21 protein-coding genes are annotated in these 25,280 nt (G+C 72.3%); 14 read left to right on the top strand and 7 right to left on the bottom strand.

From position 1 onward, the window contains the following. Together IPZ69_RS06360 and IPZ69_RS06355 are read right to left on the bottom strand one after the other, a co-directional pair. A partial coding sequence (locus tag IPZ69_RS06360) for an ABC transporter permease subunit (protein ID WP_235452997.1) occupies positions 1 to 1,893 on the bottom strand: 1,893 nt, incomplete at its 3' end. Continuing rightward, positions 1,893 to 2,369: a hypothetical protein gene (locus tag IPZ69_RS06355; protein WP_235452996.1), complete on the bottom strand. Its 477-nt coding sequence runs from the start codon at positions 2,367 to 2,369 to the stop codon at positions 1,893 to 1,895. The genes IPZ69_RS06355 and IPZ69_RS06360, both read right to left, overlap by 1 nt. A gap of 123 nt (positions 2,370 to 2,492) precedes the next feature. Here IPZ69_RS06355 and IPZ69_RS06350 point away from each other — a divergent pair, with 123 nt between their 5' ends. From IPZ69_RS06350 to IPZ69_RS06335, 4 genes are all read left to right on the top strand, one after another. Then, a complete protein-coding gene (locus IPZ69_RS06350; RefSeq protein WP_235452995.1) occupies positions 2,493 to 3,101 on the top strand; it encodes a hypothetical protein in 609 nt (202 codons plus the stop codon). Continuing rightward, on the top strand, positions 3,070 to 4,362 hold the full coding sequence (locus tag IPZ69_RS06345; RefSeq protein ID WP_235452994.1) for an ABC transporter substrate-binding protein: 1,293 nt from the start codon (positions 3,070 to 3,072) through the stop codon (positions 4,360 to 4,362). The genes IPZ69_RS06350 and IPZ69_RS06345 overlap by 32 nt, the downstream gene beginning before the upstream one ends. Positions 4,363 to 4,408: 46 nt before the next feature. Beyond that, positions 4,409 to 5,428 carry a helix-turn-helix transcriptional regulator gene (locus IPZ69_RS06340; RefSeq protein ID WP_235452993.1) on the top strand — a complete coding sequence of 340 codons (1,020 nt, stop codon included), beginning with the start codon at positions 4,409 to 4,411 and terminating at the stop codon, positions 5,426 to 5,428. 339 nt (positions 5,429 to 5,767) lie between these two features. Next, positions 5,768 to 5,983: an I78 family peptidase inhibitor gene (locus IPZ69_RS06335; protein WP_235452992.1), complete on the top strand. Its 216-nt coding sequence runs from the start codon at positions 5,768 to 5,770 to the stop codon at positions 5,981 to 5,983. 97 nt (positions 5,984 to 6,080) lie between these two features. Here the strand turns inward: IPZ69_RS06335 and IPZ69_RS06330 are convergent, their stop codons facing one another. Then, entirely contained in the window at positions 6,081 to 7,118 is a 1,038-nt protein-coding gene (locus IPZ69_RS06330; RefSeq protein WP_235452991.1) for a phosphatase PAP2 family protein, read from the bottom strand. Between the two features lie 238 nt (positions 7,119 to 7,356). After that, the gene (locus IPZ69_RS06325; protein WP_235452990.1) at positions 7,357 to 8,634 is read right to left on the bottom strand and encodes a mannosyltransferase family protein; all 1,278 of its coding nucleotides are present in this window, start codon (positions 8,632 to 8,634) and stop codon (positions 7,357 to 7,359) included. A 261-nt stretch (positions 8,635 to 8,895) separates the two neighbouring features. Here IPZ69_RS06325 and IPZ69_RS06320 point away from each other — a divergent pair, with 261 nt between their 5' ends. Continuing rightward, on the top strand, positions 8,896 to 10,497 hold the full coding sequence (locus IPZ69_RS06320; protein ID WP_235452989.1) for an MFS transporter: 1,602 nt from the start codon (positions 8,896 to 8,898) through the stop codon (positions 10,495 to 10,497). Positions 10,498 to 10,646: 149 nt separating this feature from the next. Further along, entirely contained in the window at positions 10,647 to 11,837 is a 1,191-nt protein-coding gene (locus IPZ69_RS06315) for an acyl-CoA dehydrogenase family protein (protein ID WP_235452988.1), read from the top strand. Positions 11,838 to 11,880: 43 nt separating this feature from the next. On the opposite strand, the gene IPZ69_RS06310 is transcribed toward IPZ69_RS06315, so the two are convergent. Next, complete coding sequence (locus tag IPZ69_RS06310) at positions 11,881 to 12,318, bottom strand: cell division protein SepF (RefSeq protein WP_235452987.1); 438 nt, start codon at positions 12,316 to 12,318, stop codon at positions 11,881 to 11,883. Between the two features lie 311 nt (positions 12,319 to 12,629). Between IPZ69_RS06310 and IPZ69_RS06305 the strand changes: the two genes are divergently transcribed. The 6 genes from IPZ69_RS06305 (at position 12,630) to IPZ69_RS06280 (ending at position 22,101) form a co-directional block, all read left to right on the top strand. Beyond that, positions 12,630 to 13,808 (top strand): DUF5685 family protein, encoded by a 1,179-nt coding sequence (locus IPZ69_RS06305; protein ID WP_235452986.1) that lies wholly within the window; start codon positions 12,630 to 12,632, stop codon positions 13,806 to 13,808. 434 nt (positions 13,809 to 14,242) lie between these two features. Next, a complete protein-coding gene (locus tag IPZ69_RS06300; protein WP_235452985.1) occupies positions 14,243 to 15,142 on the top strand; it encodes a S1 family peptidase in 900 nt (299 codons plus the stop codon). Between the two features lie 142 nt (positions 15,143 to 15,284). Continuing rightward, positions 15,285 to 16,088 carry a slipin family protein gene (locus IPZ69_RS06295; RefSeq protein ID WP_235452984.1) on the top strand — a complete coding sequence of 268 codons (804 nt, stop codon included), beginning with the start codon at positions 15,285 to 15,287 and terminating at the stop codon, positions 16,086 to 16,088. Between the two features lie 231 nt (positions 16,089 to 16,319). Beyond that, on the top strand, positions 16,320 to 17,399 hold the full coding sequence (locus IPZ69_RS06290; RefSeq protein WP_235452983.1) for a S1 family peptidase: 1,080 nt from the start codon (positions 16,320 to 16,322) through the stop codon (positions 17,397 to 17,399). Positions 17,400 to 17,635: 236 nt separating this feature from the next. After that, entirely contained in the window at positions 17,636 to 21,130 is a 3,495-nt protein-coding gene (locus IPZ69_RS06285; protein WP_235452982.1) for a DNA polymerase III subunit alpha, read from the top strand. Continuing rightward, complete coding sequence (locus IPZ69_RS06280) at positions 21,127 to 22,101, top strand: DNA polymerase Y family protein (RefSeq protein WP_235452981.1); 975 nt, start codon at positions 21,127 to 21,129, stop codon at positions 22,099 to 22,101. The genes IPZ69_RS06285 and IPZ69_RS06280 overlap by 4 nt, the downstream gene beginning before the upstream one ends. Before the next feature lie 25 nt (positions 22,102 to 22,126). Here IPZ69_RS06280 and IPZ69_RS06275 read toward each other — a convergent pair whose 3' ends face one another. After that, entirely contained in the window at positions 22,127 to 22,501 is a 375-nt protein-coding gene (locus IPZ69_RS06275) for a cupin domain-containing protein (RefSeq protein ID WP_235452980.1), read from the bottom strand. A gap of 85 nt (positions 22,502 to 22,586) precedes the next feature. On the opposite strand from IPZ69_RS06275, the gene IPZ69_RS06270 reads away from it, so the two are divergent. Further along, complete coding sequence (locus IPZ69_RS06270) at positions 22,587 to 23,033, top strand: MarR family winged helix-turn-helix transcriptional regulator (protein WP_235452979.1); 447 nt, start codon at positions 22,587 to 22,589, stop codon at positions 23,031 to 23,033. A gap of 172 nt (positions 23,034 to 23,205) precedes the next feature. After that, positions 23,206 to 24,072: an esterase/lipase family protein gene (locus IPZ69_RS06265; RefSeq protein WP_235452978.1), complete on the top strand. Its 867-nt coding sequence runs from the start codon at positions 23,206 to 23,208 to the stop codon at positions 24,070 to 24,072. Between the two features lie 56 nt (positions 24,073 to 24,128). Here the strand turns inward: IPZ69_RS06265 and IPZ69_RS06260 are convergent, their stop codons facing one another. Continuing rightward, positions 24,129 to 25,145, bottom strand: a complete 1,017-nt coding sequence (locus IPZ69_RS06260; protein ID WP_235452977.1) for a lytic polysaccharide monooxygenase auxiliary activity family 9 protein — start codon at positions 25,143 to 25,145, stop codon at positions 24,129 to 24,131. Between the last annotated feature and the right edge of the window lie 135 nt (positions 25,146 to 25,280).

Raw genomic sequence — 25,280 nt, 5'->3', positions numbered from 1 at the left:
AAAGGCGCGGGCAGCCCTGCCGCCCGGCCGTCCCGGCACAGCCCGGCGCAGTCGCGTCCGTATCCGCGCGCCCCTCTCCGTGAGCCGCGGTCGTCGTCGCGGCCGCAGGCGGGTCGCCGCCGCGCGCAGCGCGTCGTACGGGCCGCCGGGGAATCTGCCGATCAGGACCGCCAGGAGGCCGATCAGCGCCGCCGCAACGCCGCCCCGGGCCCCCGCGTCGAGTCCCACCAGGAGGGCCGCGGCGGCCAGGGCGCCCAGGGTGCTGTCGGCGCCGAGGACCACGACCGCGGCGAACCACAGCAGTCCGCGTACCGGGTCGTACGCGCCGGGGTCGAAGGCGCGCACTCCCATGCCCAGCATGCCCCCGCCGAGGGCGGCGAGGGCGGCGCCCGCGACGAACGCGAGGAGCTTCAGGGACGGGACGGGCACGCCCGCCGCCGAGGCGCCCGACTCGTGGTCCCGCAGGGCGGCGAGCGCCCGCCCCGTACGGCCGTGGCGCAGGGCACGCGTCGCCGCCAGCGCGAGGGCCAGCAGGGCCAGTTCCAGGACGTAGTACGCGCGGTCCCCGTCGAAGCCCGCCGGGCGGTCCAGCGACAGCCCGGAGGTGGCGTACGGCTGCGCGAACACGAAGCGGCTCACCCCGACGCCCACCGCGAAGGTCGCCACCGCCAGCGCCAGGCCGCGACGGCTGATCGCCGGCCAGCCGGTGAGCAGGCCCAGCGGTGCCACCAGGGCCACCGCGACCGCCAGCGCCGCCAGTTCGGGCAGCCGCGGCAGACCCGGGAAGCGGCCCGCCGCGAGCAGCGCCGTGAACAGGGCGCCCAGACCGGCGTACGCCGCCTGCCCCAGGGAGATCTGGCCGCCGCGCCCGGTGACCACGACCAGGGACAGCAGCACCACGCCCAGCGCCGGCACCTGGACCGAGGTGTGCAGGTCCGAGCCCGCGAAGCCGAGCGGCAGCAGGAACAGCACCGCCGCCACCGTCCGGGCGCCGGGCGGGGCCGGCACGCGCGCGGTGGCCGGGCGCGGCAGGGCGTCGCGCGTGCCGACGCCGGGCAGCACCAGGGCCGCGACGAGCAGCGCCACGACGAAGAGGTTCGCCCCGACCGCCTGCAGCAACGACGCGCCCCAGCCCGGTGGATGCCACCGCGTCAGCTGGCTCTGCGCGACACCGATGCCGAGGGCCGCCACCACGGCGGCCGGCAGGCTGCGCATCCGCGCGGCCACCGCGACCGCGACCACCTCCATGACGAGCAGGGGCAGGCCGTACGGGTCGAGGCGGACGTACGGCGCCAGCAGCACGCCCGTCAGCCCGGCCGTGAACGAGCCGAACGCCCAGCCCGCCGCGGCCACCCGGTCCGCGTCGATGCCGCCCAGCACGGCCAGCTGCCGGTCGTCCACCACCGCCCGCAGCTCCCGCCCGAACCGCGTCCAGCGGCTCACCGCCCCGACGCCCGCCGCGAGCAGCAGCGCCACCGCCAACTGCCCCCAGGGATCCGCCGACACCAGCTCCGGCGCGTCGTCCCGCGCCCCCTGCCCCCACACCAGCGCGGCCCCGCCCACCAGCAGTACGAACACGCCGATGGATGCCACCAGCGTCTGCGCCGGATCGCCGCCCGGCACGGACAGCGGACGGAAGACGAACCGTTCCAGCAGCACACCGATCCCCGGCGCCAGGACCAGCAGTGTCACCGCGGCACCCAGCCACAGTGGCCGGCCCCAGACGACCACCCACTGCCGCAGCACGTACGCGCACACCATCGCGACCGCCCCGTGCGCGAAGTTGAGCACGCCGGTCGCGCGGTACGTCACGATCAGGCCGATCCCGGTGAGCGCGGCGGCGCTGCCGACGGAGAGACCGGCGAGCGTGAGGTCGTACGTGAGGGAGGACATCAGTCCCTCGCGGCGGCCGGCTCGCATATCGGGCACAGGCCCAGAGCGCCGCTCGTCAGCAGCTTCCCGTCCACCGGGACCGCCTCCGCCTTGCCCGCCACCAACGGGCAGTCCGCGCGGTGGTAGAGCGTCCCGCCCGGCACCATCAGCGTCTCCCCGCTGACCGCGAGGGGCGCGGCCGCCGCCCGCGCCGACTCGTCCGCGTCTACGGGTTCGGCGGCCACCAGCAGCCCGTACAACTCCTCCACCCGCGCGGCGGCGAGCGCGCCCCTGCCGTGCGTGAGCAGAACCGATCCTGCGACGATCAGCGCGGCGCCCGGGACCGTGCAGGAGGCCAGGTAGGGCAGTTGCCGCTCGGCGAACCGCTCGCCGGAGACGCCGTACCACCCGACGACGCACAGCACCGCGCCCGTGGCGAGCGCGGCCCAGCCGGCCCACAGGACGGGGTTCGTGGTCCGCAGTCGGCCTGTCCGCATCGCTGGCTCCCAGGCGTCGCGTGTCTGTCCTTGTCGGCCAATGGCTTGCACTATGCCTTGTGCAAGCCGACCCTGAAAGCTCCGGGCGCGCACTGCCCGGACCGACATCCGGTGGTGAACGGGATGGTTCTCGGGAGCGACCTCAGGCGGGGGAACAGGACGACGACACGCGGCCGGGCGGCGGCGGGACGGGGCACGGCGCTGACGGCCGCCCTGGTGCTCCTCCTCGGGCCCGCCGTGACGGCGTGCGGAGACGACAGCGGCGGCAGCGACGGCGCGCCCCCCACGCCGTCCGTCGAGCCGACCGGCGGGACCGGGCAGAGCGGGGAGACCGCGCAGACGTCGAGCGCCTCCGCGACCGCGCCCGCCCGACCGGCGGCCGCCGTCTCGTTGATCGAACGGAACTGGCAGAAGTTCTTCGACCCGGACACGTCGGCCAAGGACAAGCAGGCGGTCCTGGAGAACGGCGCCGCGATGGCCCCGGTCCTGCGGGCGTTCAACGGTGACCGGCGCGGCGGTCAGGTGGCGGCGAAGGTGACCGAGGTCGCGTTCACCTCGCCGACCGAGGCCACCGTGACGTACACCCTGACCCTGAACGGAGCCACCGCCCTGCCCGACGCCTCCGGGACCGCCGTCCTGGAGCACGGCACCTGGAAGGTCTCCGACAAGACGCTCTGCGCGCTGGTCCAGTTGAGCGGCAATGCCTCGGCGTCGGCCCTCCCGGGCTGCTGAGGCCGCCGTAGCGGTGCTGCTGCTCCTGACGGGCACGGCCTGCGGCAGCCGCCTGCCCGAGCGCGACTTCGAGCACGGCGCCCGCACACCCGCGCCGAGCGCCGCCACGCCGCTGCGGGTCGGCATCGTCACCAGCGCCACCAGTCCGGTCGGCGGCAACGCCTTCACCGGCCCGCGCGACGGCGCCCGCGCGTACTTCGACCGCCTCAACGCGCGCGGGGGCATCGACGGCCGCCGTGTCGAGGTGCGCCTGTGCGACGACGGCGGCAGCGGGGTGGGCAACAACGACTGCGTGCACCGGCTGATCGACGAGGACGGGGTGGTCGCCCTGGTCGCCACCGCGTCCCTGGACTACGCGGGCGCCGCACGCGTCTCCCACGCGCGCGTGCCCGACATCGGCGGCCAGCCCATCGGCGCCGCCTACGACACCTGGCCGCACCTGTACGGCATCTACGGCAGCTCGGCACCGCGCGACGGCACACCGGGCTGGAGCGGGAAGCTGTACGGCGGCACGGAGGTGTACCGCTACTTCAAGCGCGTGAAGGGCGCCCGGACCGCCGCGGTCGTCTCCTACAACCAGGCCGCGTCCGCCGCCTACGCCCGGCTCGTCGAGCGGGGCCTGAGGGCCGAGGGCTACCGGGTGGTCACCGAGCAGGTGGACTTCGCGCTGCCCAACTTCCGCGCCGTCGCCGCCGACCTGAAGGAGCAGGGCGCGGACCTGGTCTTCGACGCCATCGACACGCACGGCAACGCCCGGCTGTGCGAGGCGATGGACGACGCCGGCGTGCGGGTCACCGCCAAGGTGACGAACGTCCAGAACTGGACGTCCACCGTCCCGGAGGACTACAAGAACGCCCCGCACTGCCGCAACGCCCTGTGGACGACCGGATCCAGCCGCAACTTCGAGGACGTCACGCGGCCGGCCGTACGCGCGTTCCGGGAGGCGACGAAGGGGCTGAGCACCCACTCCCAGTGGCAGCTGGAGGGCTGGGCCGCGGCGATGTGGTTCACGGACGCGGCCAGGTCCTGCGCGAAGAGCGGCGTCACGCGCGCGTGCGTCGACGGCTTCGTGAACCGCGCCCGGGGCTACACCGCCGACGGCCTGCTGCTCCCCGTACGGTTCGAGCGCCTGAGCGGGCCGCCGACGTCACACCGCGCCTGTCTGTCGGTGGCCCGCTGGGAGGACGGCAGGGGTTGGGTGTCGCAGGGCGACATGAACCGCACCTGCTTCGACGTGCCGCAACTGCCGTACACGCCCTGATCCTTCAGGACACGGGTTGTCCGCATCGGCTGGCAGACTCGACCACATGTTGGAGACCTCGGCACGACTGCTGCGCCTGCTCTCGCTGCTCCAGGCCCACCGCGAATGGTCCGGCGCCGAGCTGGCCGATCGGCTCGGCGTCACCGCGCGCACGGTGCGCCGGGACGTGGACCGGCTGCGCGAACTGGGCTACCCGGTCAACGCCAGCCCCGGCACCGGCGGCGGCTATCAGCTCGGGGCCGGGGCCGAGCTGCCGCCGCTGCTGCTGGACGACGACGAGGCGGTCGCCGTCGCCGTGGGCCTGCGCACGGCCGCCGGTCAGGGCATCGAGGGCATCGGCGAGAGCTCCGTACGGGCCCTGGCGAAGCTGGAGCAGGTGCTGCCGAACCGGCTGCGCCGCCGCGTGGGCGCCCTGAACGCGTTCACCGTGCCGATGCTGCGCGGGTCGCGGTCCTCCGCCGTCGACCCGGCCCTGCTGACCGAGCTCGCCCACCTGTGCCGCGACGCCGAACGCCTGCGCTTCGAGTACCGCGGCCACGACGGCACCACCACCCGGCGTACCGTCGAACCGCACCGCCTGGTGTGCACCGAGCGCCGCTGGTACCTGGTCGCCTGGGACCTCGACCGGGCCGGCTGGCGGACGTTCCGCGCCGACCGCATCACGCCGAAGCCGCCGCACGGCCCGCGCTTCACCCCGCGCGAGCCGCCCGCCGAGGACCTCGCCGCGTACGTCTCGCGCGGCGTCTCCACGCGCGCGTACGCCGCGCACGCCGTCGTCCGGCTGCTGGTGCCCTTGCACGAGGCCGCCGAGCACATCTCCCCGTCCGCCGGGACGCTGGAGCCGGACGGCGAGGACGCGTGCGTCCTGCGCACCGGGGCCGCGAATCTCGACGTGATGGTGATTCACGTGATGATGATGGGGTTCGAGTTCGAAGTGCTGGAGCCGGCCGAGCTCACCGAGACGATCCGGACGGCCCGGGACCGGCTGTCGCGCGCCCTGGAGCGCGGTGCCCCACCTCCGCATACGTCCCTGCGCCGCCCCGGCGGTTCTGTGTCGAAGCGGTGAAATTCTTATGCGCTGTCAGCTCTCCGGTTCCTCTGGATTCCCTCTGGAATCGCGCTGGAGAGCCGCCTCTCTCTCGGCACTTCCGGCGCTTTCCGCCGGGCTATTCGAAGAGCTGTCCCGGCGCCTGGGAATTTCGTTCGAATGCGCCGGTAAGGCGTACGGAACCGTTCGTCCGAGTGACGGAGTTGGGCCGGAACGCGTGTCGTGATCCTGTGACAGAAGCGTGACCGGAGGGGGATCCGGGCCATACGCGGTTCTTACCTTCCGACCCGCCGCTTGCGTCTTCCGTCCCACCGGATACGGCTTCCGTGAGTGACGGAGAGGGCCTAGCGTGGCGGCATGGCACCGATTCCCACTCCCCCCGCGGAGCCCCAGGACAGTCCGGACGGGTACGTCGGCCTCGACTCCGAGCATGCCGAGCGGCTGGCGCGGGAGCGGGGGTGGTCGGCGGTGCGGTCGCTGCCGCCGGGCGCGATCATCACGATGGAATACCGCGTGGGACGGCTGAACTTCGAGGTGCGGGACGGCCGCGTCGCGCGCGCCTGGAAGGGCTGACCGGACGACGGCGAAGGCCCCGGCTCCTGAGCGGGAGCCGGGGCCTTCGTCGGTGCGGGGTCGGAGGTGCGTACCGGACCCCGCCAAGTGACGTCCGTCAGCCGCCCGTCACGGGGCGGGCCGTCGGGGCGGCGCCGCGCGGCACCCGGTCCGAGTGCGGCGGGCGGCGGCTGCCCGCCGGGGTGACCGGGCTGCGCTCCGAGCGGGCCGTGTGCGGGCCGGGGGCCAGGTGGATCGGCGCCCGCGGCGAGCGGGCCGACGCGACCGGCTCCCGCTCCGGGGCCGCCGTGACCGGTTCGGCCGCACTCTCGGCCATGGAGGTGCGCGGCTTGAGGGCCACGGGCGTGACCGGCGCCGGCAAGGACAGCGGACGGCCGCGGCGGGCGCGCCAGATGTCGCGCAGGTCGAAGATCCCGACCTCCGCCCGGGCGATCAGCGGCTCGAACCATGGCAGCGCCAGCAGGATCAGCAGTCCCGCGGCCCAGCCCAGCAGCACGTCGCTCAGCCAGTGCGTACCGAGGTAGACGGTGGCCATCCCGACCCCGAGCGAGGTCACCGCCGACAGCGCCGACAGCCAGCGGCGCGCTCTCGGGGTGGAGGCCAGATACGCCAGAATGCCCCAGGTCACCACGGCGTTGGCGGTGTGGCCGCTGGGAAATATATCGCCGCCAAGACCCATCTCGTTCGAGCCGATCACGGTGGCGTAGTGCGGTCCGAGGCGGCCCATGCCGAGCTTCGCGGCGCCGACCGTGATGTTGAGCAGCAGCAGTGAGGCGCCGAGGGTCAGCAGCGGGCGGAGCGTGTGCTGCCGCCAGGAGCGCCAGCCCAGCCAGGCCGCGACCATCACGGCGGTGGGGCCGCGCTGGCCGAGCACCACGTAGTAATCGACGAACCAGTGGATCCCGGACCACTGCTGGTACGGCCGGAAGAACATGACCTGCCAGTCGAGCCGCACCAGCCATGAACTGGTCACCACGGCCCACACGATCGCCATGTAGAAAGCCAGGGTCGAGGAGAACAGCACGACCCGGTGCCGGCTCATCTTCGGCACATCGATGTGGGCCGGTCGTTCCGGCTCACGGTCCAGCCTGGCGAACACCCGGTCCAGACGGGTGAGGTTTCGTTCGGTACGCACCCAATCGACGTTACAGCGAGTGAGCTCAGGACCCGGTCGAATCACCGGCTTTGTGATGACGATGTGATGTGGGAAACCTCTCAGGAGGCGTCCCAATTCCGGGGATTCGGCAATCCCGGTGAACGGATCGCGTCAATTCCTTTGATCATGCCGGGTGGTCGTTATATGGCGCTTATGAATTCGTTCACCGGAGCATGGGCTGGATTTACCCGGCTGCTCATCGAGCGCCCGGAGATGATCATGGGGGACCGGAGCCGTTCAGCCAGAACGCGCCGTAGACCGCCGACGCCACCGCGACACCGGCCGTGACCAGCGCCGATCGGGAGGTGCGCAGCCGGGCCAGGGCCAACGCGAGGGGCAGCAGCAGGGGGAAGGCGGGCAGCAGCAGCCGCGGCTTCGAACCGAAGTAGCTCGACGCGCACAGGGCGAGCGCGGTGACGACACCTGTGTACACCAGCAGCGGAAGCGGCTGGCGCTGTCGGACGCCGGTGACGTACAGCCAGATCACCAGGCCGACCCCGATGATGAGTCCCAGCCCGGCGAGGGCCGTCGGAAATGACGTGAACTTGTCGATTACGAAGCGTGCGAAGGCGTATCCGCCGTCGAAGCCGTTGCGCCAGCCGGCCTGCACGTCCAGATAGCCGAGCGGGCCCTTGCCGGTGCGGTGGCCGACCCACAGGACATAGGCGGCGGCGCCGAGGGGGGCGAGCAGCATGCCGAGGGCGCGACGCCAGACGGGTGCGCCGGTTGTTGCGGAAGGAGCGTGTGTTCCATCCTGTGCGCCGTCCGCTTCCGGAACACGCCGAGCGTGGACGGCGCTTGCCGCGGCGGGAGCGCGTTCCTCGTTCCGCGCGCCGTGCGTGGCGGCCATGCGTCGGTCTCGCACGAACGGGACAAGGCCCGCCGCCCACACCGCGGCGACCACGGCCAGCCCCACCGGCCGGGTCAGCCCCGCCAGCGCGGCCAGGGTGCCCGCGGTCACCCACCGGCCGGTCAGTACGGCGTACAGCGACCAGGCCGCGAGGGCCGTGAACAGCGACTCGCTGTACGCCATCGACTGCACGATCCCGACCGGCAGCACCGCCCACAGCAGTACCGCGCAGACACCGGCCCGGCGGCCGTACACGTGGTCCGCCACCGCGAAGATCCCCCAGGCGGCGGCGAGCGAGGCGCACAGGGCGACGACGAAGCCGGCATCGGCGTACGACAGCGGCGTGAGCGCGTGCAGCAGCCGCTCCAGCCAGGGCAGCAGCGGGAAGAAGGCGAGGTTGGAGTGGACGTCGCCGTTCGGCAGGCGCACCTCGTAGCCGTAGCCCAGCTCGGCGACCCGCGTGTACCACAACGCGTCCCACCGTGCGGTCAGCAAGGTGTACGCGCTCTTGCCGCGCGCCGCGCTCCACAGCGCCAGCACGATCAGGCCCAGGGCGCGCACCGCCGCGTACCCGAGCAGAGCCGGGGCCGCGCGGCGCAGGGAGGGGGCACGAGGTGGTGCCACGTGCGTTGCAAGATCGGTCACGGGCTCGATTATCGACGCCCGCGGGAACCGGACCGATCCCCGGGGCGTGGTCAAGACCAGGGGGCAGTGGCGTACGCCACACGAGTTGAGTGTGACGTGTGAGAGGTCCGCCACGCTCGGGCGGAACGAACTCGCGTACGCTGACGAGTCACTCGCGTTCGTTGGCGCGGGCCGGAGACACCGCTCCTCTCCGGCCGTACGACGGGGAGTCCCCGCCCTGCCGATCCGCCGCACGCGAGGGTTCATCTGGGAGGTACGTACATGTCCGGGACGACCACGGCTGCCGTTCGGCCGCTCCGTCGGGCGGCCGGGGCCGGTGCCAACCGCTGGGTCGTTCTCGTCGTCCTCTGCGTCAGCCTGCTCCTGGTCGCCGTCGACGCGACCGTACTGCACGTGGCGGTGCCCGCCGTCACCGAGGACCTCAAGCCCGGCGCGATAGAACTGCTCTGGATCGTCGACGTCTATCCGCTGGTCTGCGCCTCCCTGCTGATCCTCTTCGGCACGCTCGGCGACCGGGTGGGCCGCAGAAGGATCCTGCTCATCGGCTACGCCCTGTTCGGTGTCGCCTCCGCGGCGGCGGCCCTCGCGCCGAGCGCCGAGGTACTGATCCTCGCGCGGGCGCTGCTCGGCGTCGGCGGCGCGATGATCATGCCGGCCACGCTGTCCATCCTCCGCCAGGTCTTCCCCGACCGCCGGGAACGGGCGCTCGCGATCGGCATCTGGAGCGCGGTGGCCGCGGTGGGCGCGGCCGTCGGCCCGCTGCTCGGCGGCTTTCTCCTCGAACACTTCTGGTGGGGCTCGGTCTTCCTCGTCAACATCCCGCTGATGCTGATCAGCCTGCCGGTCGGGCGGCTGCTGCTGCCCGAGTCGACCGGCGAGCGCGACGGTCCCTGGGACGTGGTCGGCGCCCTGATGGCGGCGGCCGGGCTGTTCGGGCTGGTGCTCGGCGTGAAGCGGCTCGGCGGCGGCGAGTCCGCGGTGAGCGTGTTCACGCTGGTGCCGCTGGTGCTGGGCACCCTGCTGCTGGTGCTGTTCGTCCGGCGCCAGCGACGGCGTCCGTATCCGCTGGTGGATCTGCGGATGTTCAGGCGGCCCGCGTTCATCACCTCGGTGGGCTGCATCGTGCTGGCGATGCTCGCGCTGGTGGGCCTGGAGCTGATCGCGGCGCAGTACCTGCAACTGGTGCTGGGCCTCTCCCCCCTGCAGACCGGCCTCAGGCTGCTCCCGCTGACGATCGCGGCGATGGCCTCGGGGCTGGCGGGGGCCCGGATGCTGCGGCGCTTCGGGCCGCGGCGGATGGTGTGCTTCGGTTTCTGTCTGACCGCCGCGGCGGTGCTGACGCTGACCGCGATGGGCGGCGACGACAACGCGCCGCTGCTGCTCTTCGGATTCCTCCTGCTCGGCTTCGGCCTGGAGACGACCCTCTTCGGCGCCTACGAGTCGATGCTGAGCGAGGCGCCGTCGGAGCAGGCCGGCGGAGCCGCGGCGATCGGCGAGACCTCGTACCAGCTGGGAGCCGGTATCGGCATCGCGCTCCTCGGCAGTGTCATGAACGCGGCCTACACGCCCCGGCTCGCGGACGTGCCCGGGGTCCCGGCGTCGGCGTCGGTGTCGGCGGGGCATTCGCTGGGGGAGGCCTACCAGGTCGCCGACCGGCTCGGCGGGTCGGCCGGGGACGCCCTGCGCCGGGCGGCGCGCGACTCCTTCGTGCACGGCCTGCACCTCACCCTGCTGGTGAGCGCGGGCCTGCTGCTGCTCGGCGCGGTGATGGCCCTGCGGCTGCCGCGGGTGATGCAGTGCGAGGGCGCGCCGGTGGAGGTTCCCGCGCCCCGCGGGCCGGCGAGGACCCGCGTCTCGGCGTGACCGGTCGTCGCCCACCCGCTTCCGCGCCGCCCGCACGGGCGGGGCGCGGGGTGCGAGAGTGGGGGCTGGACGTGCGGGGCGGTGCGCCGTAGCGTCTGGGCCGAGTCGTGACTAGCGGTGCTAGTTTTTCCCCTGCCGGAGGGTGGTTCATGTCCTCGTCCTCTAAGTTGCCTCCGTTCGATCCCGCCGATCCCCTCGGGATCGACGACCTGCTGGATCCGGAGGACCTGGCCGTCCGCGACACCATGCGGAGCTGGGCCGCGGACCGCGTCCTGCCGTACGTCGCCGAGTGGTACGAGAAGGGCGAGCTGCCCGAGATCCGGGAACTGGCCCGCGAACTCGGCTCCATCGGCGCCCTCGGGATGTCGCTCAGCGGGTACGGCTGCGCCGGCGCCTCCGCCGTGCAGTACGGGCTCGCCTGCCTGGAGCTGGAGGCGGCCGACTCGGGCATCCGGTCGCTGGTCTCCGTACAGGGGTCCCTCGCGATGTACGCCATCCACCGGTTCGGCAGCGAGGAGCAGAAGCGGCAGTGGCTGCCGAGCATGGCCGGCGGTGAGGTGATCGGGTGCTTCGGGCTCACCGAGCCCGACCACGGCTCCGACCCCGCCTCCATGCGGACCTATGCCAAGCGCGACGCCGGCGACTGGGTCCTCAACGGGCGGAAGATGTGGATCACCAACGGGTCGGTCGCCGGCGTCGCCGTCGTATGGGCGCAGACCGACGAGGGGATCCGCGGGTTCGTGGTGCCCACCGACGCCCCCGGGTTCTCCGCCCCGGAGATCAAGCACAAGTGGTCCCTGCGGGCCAGCGTCACCAGCGAGCTCGTCCTCGACGACGTACGGCTGCCCGCCGGCGCCGTGCTGCCGGACGGCGCCGGCCTGCGCGGCCCGCTCAGCTGTCTGTCCCACGCCCGGTACGGGATCGTGTGGGGCGCCATGGGCGCGGCCCGCTCCTGCTTCGAGACGGCCGTCGACTACGCCCGGACGCGGGAGCAGTTCGGTCGGCCCATCGGGGGCTTCCAGCTCACCCAGGCCAAACTCGCCGACATGGCGGTCGAACTGCACAAGGGGATTCTGCTCGCCCATCACCTGGGGCGGCGCATGGACGCCGGCCGACTGCGTCCCGAACAGGTCAGCTTCGGCAAGCTCAACAACGTGCGTGAGGCGATCGAGATCTGCCGTACGGCACGGACCATCCTCGGTGCCAACGGGATCTCACTGGAGTATCCCGTGATGCGGCACGCGACCAACCTCGAATCGGTGCTCACCTACGAGGGCACCGTCGAGATGCACCAGCTCGTGCTGGGCAAGGCGCTCACCGGACTCGACGCCTTCCGCTGACCCGACCCCCGGGGCCGAGGCAGGGCCGGTGAGCGGCCCTGCCTCAGCTCTGGTTGAAGAAGCCGTCGGAGCGGTGGGCGGCGGGCTCGCCGCTGATGATCTCCGTGTTCGCGGGCGTCAGCAGGAAGACGCGGTTCGCCACCCGCTCGATCGTGCCGTGCAGCCCGAAGGTCAGTCCGGCCGCGAAGTCGACCACGCGCTTGGCGTCGGCCGGCTCCATCGCGGTCAGGTTCATGATGACCGGCACCCCGTCCCGGAAGAGCTCGCCGATGGCGCGCGCGTCCCGGAAGCTGTCCGGGGTGACCGTGCCGATGCGGCGGCCCTTCTCCTCGGCGTCGTCCGTGGCCACCTTGACCCGCGGGTCGGTGACCCAGGCGTCGGGGGCCTCGGTTCCCTCGGAGTAGTCGTCGTCGTAGTAGCGCTCGTCATCGTTGTCGTCGACGAGGCCAAGCCAGGCACTCGCCTTGCGTACCGATCCCATGGACGCCTCCTCTCACAGCGGTCTCTCTTGCTTTCCGCATCCCTATGGTCGTCCATGATGCGGATGGCGCGCCAAGTGGATAGACGCCGCACGGGGGGTTTGTGACGGTACTGGTGCACAGCTCTTACGTCGAGAGCCCAGACGCCCCAAGGGTCGTTGCACACACAGCTGCTGACTGTGAGTGAAATATGATTGTCGGCGGCGTACGGGTGACGGATGGTGCGTCCGGGTGAGTGCCGGGGCTGCTGCGACATGACTGTCGGTCGATACGATGCCGCAGCTCAACGTCGCACACAGCACGGGGGTTCGTCGTGTTCGGAATCGTCAGGCCTTGCAGTCATCGGCTCGGTGAGAGCCTCAAGGCCCAGTGGATGGCTCACTTGTGCGGGCTGTGCCTCGCGCTGCGTGGGGACCACGGGCAGTTCGCACGCATCGTGACGAACTATGACGGGCTTCTCATATCGGTTTTGACGGAGGCTCAGACCGAGGCGGCCGGCGGACTGCGCCGCACGGCCGGGCCCTGTCCGCTGCGCGGCATGCGGACCGCCTCCGTCGCCCAGGGCGAGGGCGCCCGGCTCGCGGCGGCCGTCTCCCTGGTGCTCGCCTCGGCCAAGGTGCGCGACCATGTCGCCGACCGGGACGGGCTGCTGGCCCGGGGGCCGGTGGCGCTCGCCGCGCGCCGGGTCGCCGCGAGCTGGGGCCGGGCGGGCGCGCGCAGCGGGTCGGCGGTCGGCTTCGACACCGCCCTGCTCGTCGACGCCGTCGACCGGCAGATCGGCCTGGAGGCACTCGCCGGACCGGGGACGCCGATCCTCACGGTCACCGAGCCGACCGAGACCGCGACCGCCGCCGCCTTCGCCCACACCGCGGTGCTGGCCGGACGGCCGCACAACGCCGAACCGCTCGCCGAGGCCGGGCGGCTCTTCGGGCGGCTGGCGCACCTGCTGGACGCCGTGGAGGACAGGGAGGCAGACGCCGCGTCAGGCGCCTGGAACCCGCTCACGGCCACCGGGACCTCGCTCGGCGAGGCCCGCCGGCTCGCCGACGACGCGCTGCACGGGATACGGCTCGCGCTGCGCGAGGCCGAGTTCACCGACCGCAAGCTGGCCCACCTGCTGCTCGTGCACGAACTGCGCCGCTCGGTGGACCGGGCGTTCGGGACCGCGTCCTGCGGGCACGCGCCGGAGGCCTCCTTCGGGCCGCCGCAGGGCCCTTACGCGCCCCAGGCCCCGGGGAACCCGTACGGCGGCAACCCCTTCGGGGGCGAGCCGCCGCGTCCGGACAAGCGGGGCTTCTGGGCCGGGTGCGCGGCGGCGATCGGGCTGTGCTGCACCTGCAAGGTGTGCTGCGCCGACGAGTACGAGGGGCCGTGGTCGCGCCGGAAGCGTGAGGGCTGGTGCGGCAACTGCGACTGCGACTGCTCGTGTTGCGAGGCGTGCCAGTGCTGCGAGTGCTGTGAGTGCTGCTCCTGCTGCGACTGCGGGTTGTGACAGGCCGGTCGTCCCAGCGGCCTCGTGCGCCTCGGGGGATCATCCGGAGGGGCGACTTCCGGACATCCCCGGGGGCTGGTCGGCCGACGGGGAGTCCGCCGCGGGGAGCTTTGGCGCGCGGCGGACTCCGGGCCGGCGTCCGGGGCACCTCATGGCATCGATGTCATGCCGTGCGACGGCACCCGCACCCCGCGCCGGGCCGGCCGCTCCGGCGCGGGGGAGCGGGGAAGATCAACGCGCGTAGCCCCCAAGGCAGTTGAACGCTGCACGGCCGAAAGACGCCCTTGCGGACGTTGGTCGTACGGCCGAATACTCCCCCTCAGCGCTTGTCAGGGGCACGGCTTGTCCGGAACCCGGACGAACCGGCCTCCGGCTGCGCCTCACGGGCCCCGACCCCACGCGGGCCCCCGACTTCCCCTGGGAGGGAACGAAAAGTGAGGATCAAGCGCACCACTCCCCACAGCGGCATCGCGAGACGGACCCGGCTCATCGCCCTGGTCTCCGGATTCGTGGCCGCGGCCGCGTTCGCCGCCCCCACCGCGAGCGCGAGCGACTCCCCGACGTTCAGCGCCACCCAGCTCACCAAGGCGAGCGCCTCCGTCCTCAAGGCCGACATACCCGGCACGGCCTGGGCGGTGGACAGCAGGACCAACCGCGTCGTCGTCACCGTCGACAGCACGGTCTCCAAGGCCGAGATCGCCCGGATCAAGCGCCAGGCCGGCGCCGACTTCGGGGCTCTCACCATCAAGCACACCCCCGGCACGTTCAAGAAGCTGATCACCGGCGGCGACGCCATCTACGGCGGTGCCTACCGCTGCTCGCTCGGCTTCAACGTGCACAGCGGGAACACGTACTACTTCCTGACCGCCGGTCACTGCGGTGAGGTCGCCTCCACCTGGTACAGCAACTCCTCCCACAGCACGGTGCTGGGTACGAACGTCAGCTACAGCTTCCCGACGAACGACTTCGCGCTGGTGCGCTACACCAACTCCTCGATCGCCCACCCGAGCGCGGTCGGCAGCCAGACCATCACCCGCGCGGCCACGCCGAGCGTGGGCACGACGGTCTACCGTCGCGGCTCCACCACCGGCACCCACAGCGGCCGGGTCACCGCGCTGAACGCCACCGTCAACTACGGGGGCGGTGACGTCGTCTACGGCATGATCCAGACCACGGTCTGCGCCGAGGGCGGCGACAGCGGCGGTCCGCTCTACGGCGGTTCCACCGCCTACGGTCTGACTTCGGGCGGCAGCGGCAACTGCAGCTCCGGCGGTACGACCTTCTTCCAGCCGGTCACCGAGGCGCTGAGCTACTACGGCGTGAGCGTCGGCTGACGCCTCAACCGGTCCGGTCCCGTACGAACCCCCGCACGCAACCGGCGTGCGGGGGCTCCCTCTTGTCCGGGTGACGGAGTTACCTTCGAAGTACAGGAAGTGCTCTCCTGAACACTCCCACTTCGGACCCCTGGGGGCCGGCATGGTCGAGGAGCTGGTGGCGGCGGGAGCGGTCCTCGTGTCCGCCGGAGCGGTGTACGTGACGGCGGCGGCGCGGGTCGTCAAACAGTACGAGCGGGGCGTGGTGTTCCGGCTCGGCAGACTCCGCCCGCAGGTCCGCGGGCCGGGGTTCACCATGATCGTCCCGTTCGTTGACCGGCTCCAGAAGGTCAACATGCAGGTTGTGACGATGCCGGTGCCCGCCCAGGAGGGCATCACCCGCGACAATGTGACCGTACGCGTGGACGCGGTCGTCTACTTCAAGGTGACCGGTCCGGCCGAGGCGGTCGTCCGGGTCGAGGACTACCGGTTCGCGGTCTCGCAGATGGCGCAGACCTCGCTCAGGTCCATCATCGGCAAGAGCGAGCTGGACGACCTGCTGTCCAGCCGCGAAAAGCTCAACCAGGGCCTGGAGTTGATGATCGACAGCCCGGCCGTGGAGTGGGGCGTCACCATCGACCGCGTCGAGATCAAGGACGTGTCCCTGCCCGAGACCATGAAGCGGTCCATGGCCCGGCAGGCCGAGGCCGACCGCGAGCGCCGGGCCCGCGTCATCAACGCGGACGCCGAGCTGCAGGCCTCGAGGAAGCTGGCGGAGGCGGCCCAGCAGATGGCGGACACGCCCGCCGCGCTGCAACTGCGGCTGCTGCAGACGGTGGTGGCGGTGGCGGCCGAGAAGAACTCCACGCTGGTGCTGCCCTTCCCGGTGGAGCTGCTGAGGTTCCTGGAAAGGGCGCAGCAGCCCTTGCCCCCGGCATCCGGAGGGTCGGATTCAGGACAGGCCTAGACGTCACTGTCCGCCAAGGGTTACTCGCACGTAGTGTTTGCAGTGCGAATTTCCTGGGGTGACCGTTCGCGGTCAAGGGGGAAGGGGGCGCGCGGCAACCCCGTACGCGCGTCCTGAAGTCGACCTTGTGTGCTCCCTGTGGGCCTCGGAATAGTAGGCGCACGTCAACTGCCTTCCGGTTCGTGGGATCCCCACAATCTCCCGGACCGACCCCCCACAGGAGGACGTGAGTTGAACCACCGACGCATACCCAGGCGGCGGGCCGCCCTGGCGGGTGCGGGAGTCGTCGCACTGGTCGCAGCGGGAGTCACCTTGCAGAGTGCGAACGCCAGCGAGACCCCGAAGAGCCCCACGCCGGACATCCTCTCGGCCCCGGCGGCCGGAAAGCTCGCCTCCACCCTCGTCCCGGACCTCGGCACGGACGCGGCGGGCACCTACTACGACGCGAAGACGAAGAACCTCGTCGTCAACGTGGTCGACGAGGCCGCCGCCAAGACGGTCGAGGAGGCCGGCGCCAAGGCCCGGATCGTCGCGAACTCCCTCGCCGAACTCGACGGCGCCCGGACGGAGCTGACGCGGGACGCGACCATCCCCGGCACCTCGTGGGCGACCGATCCGGTCACCAACAAGGTCGTCGTCACCGCCGACAGAACCGTCTCCGCGGCCGAGTGGACCAAGCTCGGCAAGGTGGTCGACGGGCTCGGCGGCACCGCCGAACTCCAGCGCTCGAAGGGTGAGTTCAAGCCCTTCGTGGCGGGCGGCGACGCGATCACCGGCTCGGGCGGGCGCTGCTCGCTCGGCTTCAACGTGGTCAAGGACGGGCAGCCGTACTTCCTGACCGCGGGGCACTGCACCGCGTCCATCTCCACCTGGTCGGACTCGTCCGGCAAGGAGATCGGGAAGAACGAGAAGTCCAGCTTCCCGGGCGACGACTTCGGTCTGGTCAAGTACACCTCGGACACCGAGCACCCGAGCGAGGTCGACCTCTACAACGGCTCCACCCAGAAGATCACGGGCGCGGCCGAGGCCACCGTCGGCATGCAGGTCACCCGGAGCGGCTCGACGACCCATGTGCACGACGGCAAGGTCACCGGCCTGAACGCCACCGTGAACTACTCCGAGGGCACGGTCAGCGGTCTCATCCAGACCGACGTGTGCGCCGAGCCCGGTGACAGCGGCGGCTCGCTCTTCTCGGGCAGCAACGCGATCGGGCTGACGTCCGGCGGCAGCGGCGACTGCACCTCCGGCGGGGAGACCTTCTTCCAGCCGGTGACGGAGGCGCTGTCGGCGACGGGCAGCCAGATCGGCTGACCCGCCCGTAAGTACCACCTGGCTCCAGAAGGTCCCGCCCCTCGCGCGCGAGGGGCGGGACCTTCGCATGTGCCCGGGTGGCGGCCGTTTCGTCGTGTCGTGGTGGAGCGTTTGCGCAGGTGGGACACGCTCCCACGGATGTCGCACGCTTGTTCGAGAATAAGGGTATGGTGGGTGGTCGAGTAGGGAACAGATGTTCGAGAGTCGGTCGGGACTCATGAGTGCGGGAGGTGCGTGTGCCGGGCTTCACGCATCTGCACACCGTCTCCGGGTTCTCCCTGCGGTACGGCGCCTCGCACCCGGAGCGGCTGGCCGAGCGCGCCTTTGAGCGGGGCATGGACGCCCTCGCCCTCACCGACCGTGACACCCTCGCCGGCGCGGTCCGCTTCACCAAGGCCTGCGCGAAGGCGGGCGTCCGCCCACTGTTCGGCGTCGAACTGGCGGTGGCGGGGTCCGCGCGGGCGCGGGACGACGAGTCCGTACGACGGGAAAGGCGCCGCACCCCCGTACGCGGCGGTGCCTTCATCGACGAGTCGACACCCCGGGTGACCTTCCTCGCCCGGGACGGCGCCCGCGGCTGGGCCGACCTGTGCCGCCTGGTCACCGCCGCCCACGCCCCCAAGCTCCCGGCCTCGCTCGAACAGGGGGGACCCCCGTCCGCGGACACCCCGCTGCTGTCCTGGTCCGACAACCACGCCGACGGCCTGACCGTGCTGCTCGGCCCCGGCTCCGACGTCGGCCGCGCGCTGGCCGCCGGCCGCCCGGACCGCGCGGCGAAGCTCCTCGCCCCCTGGCGCGAGACCTACGGCGACGCCCTGCGCCTGGAGGTCGTCTGGCACGGCCGCGAGGGCGCCGGCCCCGGCTCCCTGCGGCTGGCCGCCCGCACCGTCGGCTTCGCCGCCGAACAGCGCGTCCGGCCGGTGCTCAGCAACGCCGTCCGCTATGCCGACCCCGGTCAGGGCCCGGTCGCCGACGTCCTGGACGCCGCCCGCCGCCTGGTCCCGATCGACCCCGCCAAGGAACTGGACTCCGGCGAGGCCTGGCTCAAGGACGCGGACACCATGCTCCGGGCGGCCGAGCGGATCGTGGAGGCCGCGGGCTACCGGCGCGACACCGCCCACCGCCTGCTGGAGCAGACCCGGGCGACGGCCGCGGAGTGCCTGGTCGACCCCGAGGACGACCTCGGCATCGGTACCGTCCACTTCCCCGAACCGCACCTCGTCGGCGCCGGCCGCCGCACCGCCCAGCGGGCGCTGGCCTCACGGGCGGCGGCGGGCATGGTGCTCCGCGGCTACGCCGACCGCCGCGCGTACTGGGAGCGCGCGCACCGGGAACTGGACATCATCGCCCACCACGGCTTCGCCTCCTACTTCCTGACCGTCGCCCAAGTGGTCGACGACGTACGGAGGATGGGCATCCGGGTCGCCGCGCGCGGCTCCGGCGCCGGCTCCCTCGTCAACCACCTCCTCGGCATCGCGCACGCCGACCCGGTCGAGCACGGGCTGCTGATGGAGCGCTTCCTGTCCAAGGAGCGGGTCGTGCTGCCCGACATCGACATCGACGTGGAGTCCGCGCGCCGCCTGGAGGTCTACCGCGCGATCATCGACCGGTTCGGCACCGAGCGGGTCGCGACGGTCGCGATGCCGGAGACGTACCGGGTCCGCCACGCGATCCGCGACGTCGGCGCGGCCCTGTCCATGGACCCCGCCGACATCGACCGCATCGCCAAGTCCTTCCCGCACATCCGCGCCCGCGACGCCCGCGCGGCGCTGGAGGAACTGCCCGAACTCAGGCGACTGGCGGGGGAGTTGCGGCAGGAGGGGGAACGGCATGGGCGGCTCTGGGAACTGGTCGAGTCGCTCGACGCCCTCCCGCGCGGCATCGCCATGCACCCGTGCGGGGTGCTCCTCTCCGACGCCTCCCTCCTGTCCCGTACGCCGGTCGTGCCGACCAGCGGCGAGGGGTTCCCCATGTCGCAGTTCGACAAGGAGGACGTGGAGGACCTCGGGCTGCTCAAGCTCGACGTGCTGGGCGTGCGGATGCAGTCGGCGATGGCCCACGCGGTCGCCGAGCTGGCACGGGCCACGGGGGAGCGGATCGACCTGGACGCGGTGGCGCCGGGCGACCCGGCGACGTACCGGCTCATCCGCTCCGCCGAGACGCTGGGCTGCTTCCAGATCGAGTCGCCGGGGCAGCGCGACCTGGTGGGCCGCCTGCAGCCGGCCACCTTCCACGACCTGGTCGTCGACATCTCCCTCTTCCGGCCCGGTCCGGTCGCCGCCGACATGGTGCGGCCGTTCATCGAGGCACGGCACGGGCGGGCGCCGGTGCGCTATCCGCACCCGGACCTGGAGGAACCGCTGCGGGACACCTACGGGGTCGTCGTCTTCCACGAGCAGATCATCGACATCGTCGCCATCATGACCGGCTGCGGTCGGGGCGAGGCCGACCGGGTGCGGCGCGGGCTGTCCGACCCGGAGTCGCAGGGGCGGATCAAGGTCTGGTTCGCCCAGCACGCGGCGGCGAACGGATACGACGCGGAAACGATTCAGCGGACCTGGGAGATCATCGAGGCCTTCGGCTCGTACGGCTTCTGCAAGGCGCACGCGGTCGCCTTCGCCGTACCGACGTACCAGTCGGCCTGGCTGAAGGCGCACCACCCGGCCGCCTTCTACGCCGGGCTGCTCACCCACGACCCCGGGATGTACCCGAAGCGGCTGCTGCTGGCGGACGCGCGGCGGCGCGGGGTGCCGATCCTGCCGTTGGACGTGAACCGGTCGGCGGTCGCCCACCGTATCGAACTGGTGTCCGAGTCTGAGTCGCCGGGTGTCTGGGGGCTTCGCCTGGCCCTCTCCGACGTGTACGGCATCAGCGAGGCCGAGGCGCGGCGGATCGCGGACGGACAGCCGTACGCCTCCCTGCTGGACTTCTGGGAGCGGGCCCGCCCGAGCCGCCCGCTGGCGCAGCGCCTGGCGCAGGTCGGCGCGCTGGACGCCTTCGGCGCCAACCGCCGTGATCTGCAACTGCACCTCACCGAGCTGCACCGGGGCGCCCGGGGCGCGGGCGGCGGCCAACTCCCGCTGGCGGGCGGGCGGAAGACGGCACCGGCCGGGCTGCCGGACCTGTCCGCCGCCGAGAAGCTCAGCGCCGAGCTGGGCGTGCTGTCCATGGACGCCTCGCGCAACCTGATGGACGACCACCGCGGATTCCTCGACGAGCTGGGCGTGGTGTCGGCCCGCCGGCTGCGCGAGGCCCGGCACGGCGAGCAGGTGCTGGTCGCGGGCGCCAAGGCGGCCACCCAGACCCCGCCGATCCGCTCCGGCAAGCGGGTCATCTTCACCACCCTCGACGACGGCACGGGCCTGGTCGACCTCGCCTTCTTCGACGACTCCCACGACGCCTGCGCGCACACCGTCTTCCACTCCTGGCTGCTGCTGGTGCGCGGAGTCGTGCAGCGGCGCGGCCCGCGCAGCCTGAGCGTGGTGGGCGCCGCCGCCTGGAACCTCGCCGAACTCGTCGAACTGCGCGCCGAGGGAGGCCTGGACGAGGTCGCGGCCCGGCTCGCGGAACCCGTGTCCGTGCCGGAGGCGGGCGAGGACCCGACGCACGGCCGACGCATCCACCTGTCCACCGGATACGAACTGCACCCCTGGGCCGATCTGCGGCCCGCGGGTCAAGAGCCTTCACAGGTACGGAAGTTGTGGCACCAGAGTCCGGGGAGTGCGGGATGACCATCCTCTGCGTACGTTTCCAGCTGCCGCCGATGTACGAGGCCGCCCTGCCGGGGCTGCTCGGGCTCCTGGAGGAGTTCACCCCGGTCGTCGAGGCGCTGCCCCCGGACGGAGCGCTGGCCGATCTGCGCGGCGCCGAGCGCTACTTCGGCCGCACCGCCGTCGAGCTGGCGGCGGTGCTCCGGGTCCGCGCCCTCGCGCTGTACGGCGTCGACTGCGTGATCGGCGCCGGTCCGGGCCCGATGCTGGCCCGCATGGCGCTGCGCGACGCGCGGCCCGGGGTGACGTGTGCGGTGCCCGAGGCCCCGGACGCCATCGCCGCGTTCCTCGCGGACCGGCCCGTGGCCACGCTGCCCGGCGTCGGCACGGCCACCGCCCGCACCCTGTGCGAGTACGGCCTCGACACCGTGGGCCGGGTCGCGGCCGCGCCGCCGTCCACACTCCAGCGCCTGGTCGGCGCGAAGGCGGGCCGCGAACTGCACGAGCGGGCGAGCGGCATCGACCGCGGCCGGGTGGTCCCGAACGCGGTCTCTCGCTCTCTCACCGCCGAACGCCCCTTCCCATTGGACGAGCTGGACCCGGACCGGCACCGCCGCGCCCTGCTCTCGGCCGCCGAGGAACTGGGCGCCCGGCTGCGCGCGGTGGAGAAGGTCTGCCGCACCCTGACCCTCACCGTGCGCTACGCCGACCGCTCCTCGACGACCCGCAGCCGCACCCTCAAGGAGCCGACCGCGCACTCGGCGGCGCTGACGGGGACCGCGTACGACATGTACGAGGCGCTCGGCCTCCAGCGCGCCCGGGTGCGCGCCCTGACCCTGCGCGCCGAGGGGCTCGCCCCCGCCGAACAGGCCTCCTACCAGCTCACCTTCGATCCCGTGGACGAGAAGGTCCGCCGTATCGAGGAGGTCGCGGACCGCGCGCGAGCGAGGTTCGGGCCGCGGGCGGTGATGCCGGGGAGCCTGGCGGCGTAACAACACCGCAGGGCGTGGCCGCCGGTCAGTTGGCCCACGGCGGCGCGATCCGGGTGCCGTCGGCCAGCTCCGCCTCCAGGCCGACGGAGGTGGTGACCCAGGAGATCGCGGTGTGGTCGGTGGGGTTCTCGAAGGCGACGGTCGCGCCGGCGTTGATGATCACCGTGTCGCCGGCGGTGATCCGCTCGGTGCGGCCGTCGAGACCGACCAGCAGTTCGCCGATCAGCAGATGGAAGACCTCCTCGCGGGTGACGGTGTGGGCGGGGGCCTTCGTCCCCGCGGGGATCTCGCCGCGCCAGGCGCACAGTTCCTTGCTGCCGGTGAGGGGAGTGGCGTACGAGACGAAGCGGGCGCCGTGGATCTCGTGGGTCGTGGCCTCGGACGCGCGGACTACGGGCATGGGGTTCTCCGATCCATTTGGTCAAGCTGCTTGACTACATGGTCAAGCAGCTTGACCACCACGTCAAGGGTGTTTCAATGCATCCGTGCAGAACTCCGAAGCCATGGCCCTGTCCGCCGCGCTGCTCGCCGTCGCGGGCGACCTCACCCAGCGCATCCATGACGGCGTCGTCGCCCGCGGCTTCGAGGGCCTGCGGCCGGCGCACGGCTTCGCCTTCGCGCGCCTGGCCCCGGGCGGCGCCACGGTGACCGAGTTGGCCGCGCATCTCGGGGTCACCAAACAGGCCGCGAGTCAGCTCGTCGACGAGATCGTGCGCAAGGGGTACGCCGAGCGGCAGCCGCATCCGCAGGACGCGCGGGCCCGGCTCGTCGTGCTCACCGAACGCGGGTGGGCCTGCACCCGTGCGGCGGAGGAGGCGGCCGCGGCGGCCGTGGGGGAGTGGGTCGCACTGCTGGGCGAGGGTGAAGTACGGGCGTTGCGCGGCAGCTTGGCCCGTATCGCCCCCTATGGTCCCATCAGGCCCGCCTGGTGATGGTCCATCAGGAGTCGAGCAGGTCGCTGGTTATCACTGGAAGTTTTTACTGACGCGTAACTTCACAGTCCTGCTACTCGCCCGTAACTTGACGAGTGAACAGCATCCTCGTGATCCGGATCACAGGGCGTAAGGCCGTCGCACCTCCCCTGAGCCGCAAGGAGATCACACGATGCTGCCCTGGAAGCGAGTGCTCAGACCCCTCGCCGCGCTGCTGCTGACCGCCGCCGTCGCCACCGTCCCCGCCGCCACCGCCACCGCCGCCGTCGCCTCCGCCCCCAGCAGCGGGTGGAACGACTACTCCTGCAAGCCGTCCGCGACCCACCCCCGCCCCGTCGTGCTGGTCCACGGCACGCTGGGCAACTCCATCGACAACTGGCTGTCCCTCGCGCCGTACCTGAAGGACCGCGGGTACTGCGTCTTCTCCCTCGACTACGGACAGCTGCCCGGCGTCCCGCTCTTCTACGGCCTCGGCCCCATCGACAAGTCGGCACAGCAACTCGCCGACTATGTCGACCGAGTGCTCTCCGCCACCGGCGCCGCCAAGGCCGACCTCGTCGGCCACTCCCAGGGCGGCATGATGCCCCGCTACTACCTGAGGTTCCTGGGCGGAGCCGCCAAGGTGAACGCCCTCGTCGGCCTCGCGCCCGACAACCACGGCACCGACCTGAACGGTCTCACCAACCTGCTGCCGTACTTCCCCGGCGCCGAAGACCTGATCAAGGCCACCACCCCCGGCCTCGCCGACCAGATCGCCGGCTCCGACTTCCTCACCAAGCTCAACGCGGGCGGCGACACCGTCCCCGGAGTGCACTACACGGTCATCGCCACCAAGTACGACGAGGTGGCCACGCCGTGGCGCAGCCAGTACCTGAGCGGCTCCGACGTGCACAACGTCCTGCTCCAGGACCTGTGCCCGCTCGACCTCTCCGAGCACGTGGCGATCGGTCTCTTCGACCGCATCGCCTTCCACGAGGTGGCCAACGCCCTCGACCCGGGCCGCGCCACCGCCACCACCTGCGCGTCGGCGTTCAGCTGATGTTCGCCGGGGCCTGTCCGGCCTGAGCCGCCGGTCAGGCCCCGGAGTTCCTTGTGTCAGCGGCCGTGCCGGCCGCCGCTCGCCGCCCGCCGGCGCACCGACAGGAACAGCGCCGCCGAACCCAGCGCCAGCGCGGCGGCGCCGCCGACCGCGATGAACGGGGTGCGGTCGTCGCCACCGGTCTCGGCGAGGCTCTCGGTGGCACCCGCCGCCTTCGGCTCGTTCGCCGGGGTCCCCTCGCCCTCGCCCCCGGTTCCGGCCCCGGCCCCGGCCGCCGTCGGTTCGGCCGACGTACTCGCGTCGTTGTCCCCGTGCCCGTGGTGCTCGATCGTCGACTTGTCGGCACCGTCCTCGATCTGCCGGTCGGAGGGCGCGGAGGCGGTGGGCGCGGGCGAGGCCCCACCGCTCCCGTTCCCGCTTCCGCTCGTGCCCCCACTCCCACGCCCGCCGAAGGCGACGTCGGAGCAGGAGTAGAACGCCTCCGGGCTGTCCGAACGCTGCCAGATCGCATACAGCAGCTGCTTGCCCGAGCGCTGCGGCAGGGTGCCGGAGAAGGTGTAGAAGCCGCCCGAGGCGACCGGGTCGGTGGCCGTCGCGACGGGGTGCGCCAGGTCCAGGTCGGCCCAGGCGAGCGGCCGCGACGGGTTGTAGCCCGGCTTGGTGATGTAGACCTTGAAGGTGCCCTTGTGCGGGGCGGTCACGCGGTACTTGAAGCTGTACGAGCCCTTGCGCACGCCGGTCGCGGGCCAGTCGGCGCGGGCCAGGTCGAGGCCCTTGAACTCCGCGTTGTTCGCGCTGCACAGCTTGCCGTCCGGGATCAGCTTCTGGTGCCGCCCGGCGGCGTCGCCGATACGGATGCCGTTCCAGCCGTAGAGCGCCTGCGTGCCACCGGCCGCGACCGCCGCCGCGCAGGCGGCCGACTTCGGGCTCTCCGGCCCCTCCGCGTAACACTGGGCCACCCGGCTGACCGGATCCCCCATCGAGCCGTGCGCCGAGGCGGGTGCGGCGGCGAGCGCGACCAGGGCGAGCGGCGCCAGACCGAGTACGGCGGCGGCCTTGCGGCGTGCGGGCATGGGGGAACTCCTCGAAACGATCCTCTGGAACGGGCCGGGCCCGTGGGGCTGAATCCCGTGGGGGGCGATCAGAAACTAGCCCGTGAAAACCGCGAAATCGCCTGCTGAGGGCGGGCGATGGAGATCCTTATGGTG

The sequence above is a fragment of the Streptomyces olivochromogenes genome (assembly GCF_021538895.1).
GTDB lineage: Bacteria > Actinomycetota > Actinomycetes > Streptomycetales > Streptomycetaceae > Streptomyces > Streptomyces olivochromogenes_A.
Note: the sequence above shows the minus strand (reverse complement) of the source record. Positions and strands in the feature narration are given on the sequence as shown.

Excerpts from the sequence above, each read along its gene's own strand:
- IPZ69_RS06350 (WP_235452995.1), top strand. The coding sequence starts at position 2,493 with ATGGTTCTCGGGAGCGACCTCAGGCGGGGGAACAGGACGACGACACGC.
- IPZ69_RS06355 (WP_235452996.1), bottom strand. The coding sequence starts at position 2,369 with ATGCGGACAGGCCGACTGCGGACCACGAACCCCGTCCTGTGGGCCGGC.
- IPZ69_RS06280 (WP_235452981.1), top strand. The coding sequence starts at position 21,127 with ATGACCATCCTCTGCGTACGTTTCCAGCTGCCGCCGATGTACGAGGCC.
- IPZ69_RS06260 (WP_235452977.1), bottom strand. The coding sequence starts at position 25,145 with ATGCCCGCACGCCGCAAGGCCGCCGCCGTACTCGGTCTGGCGCCGCTC.
- IPZ69_RS06310 (WP_235452987.1), bottom strand. The coding sequence starts at position 12,318 with ATGGGATCGGTACGCAAGGCGAGTGCCTGGCTTGGCCTCGTCGACGAC.
- IPZ69_RS06315 (WP_235452988.1), top strand. The coding sequence starts at position 10,647 with ATGTCCTCGTCCTCTAAGTTGCCTCCGTTCGATCCCGCCGATCCCCTC.
- IPZ69_RS06335 (WP_235452992.1), top strand. The coding sequence starts at position 5,768 with ATGGCACCGATTCCCACTCCCCCCGCGGAGCCCCAGGACAGTCCGGAC.
- IPZ69_RS06345 (WP_235452994.1), top strand. The coding sequence starts at position 3,070 with ATGCCTCGGCGTCGGCCCTCCCGGGCTGCTGAGGCCGCCGTAGCGGTG.
- IPZ69_RS06295 (WP_235452984.1), top strand. The coding sequence starts at position 15,285 with ATGGTCGAGGAGCTGGTGGCGGCGGGAGCGGTCCTCGTGTCCGCCGGA.
- IPZ69_RS06275 (WP_235452980.1), bottom strand. The coding sequence starts at position 22,501 with ATGCCCGTAGTCCGCGCGTCCGAGGCCACGACCCACGAGATCCACGGC.
- IPZ69_RS06320 (WP_235452989.1), top strand. The coding sequence starts at position 8,896 with ATGTCCGGGACGACCACGGCTGCCGTTCGGCCGCTCCGTCGGGCGGCC.
- IPZ69_RS06265 (WP_235452978.1), top strand. The coding sequence starts at position 23,206 with ATGCTGCCCTGGAAGCGAGTGCTCAGACCCCTCGCCGCGCTGCTGCTG.
- IPZ69_RS06340 (WP_235452993.1), top strand. The coding sequence starts at position 4,409 with ATGTTGGAGACCTCGGCACGACTGCTGCGCCTGCTCTCGCTGCTCCAG.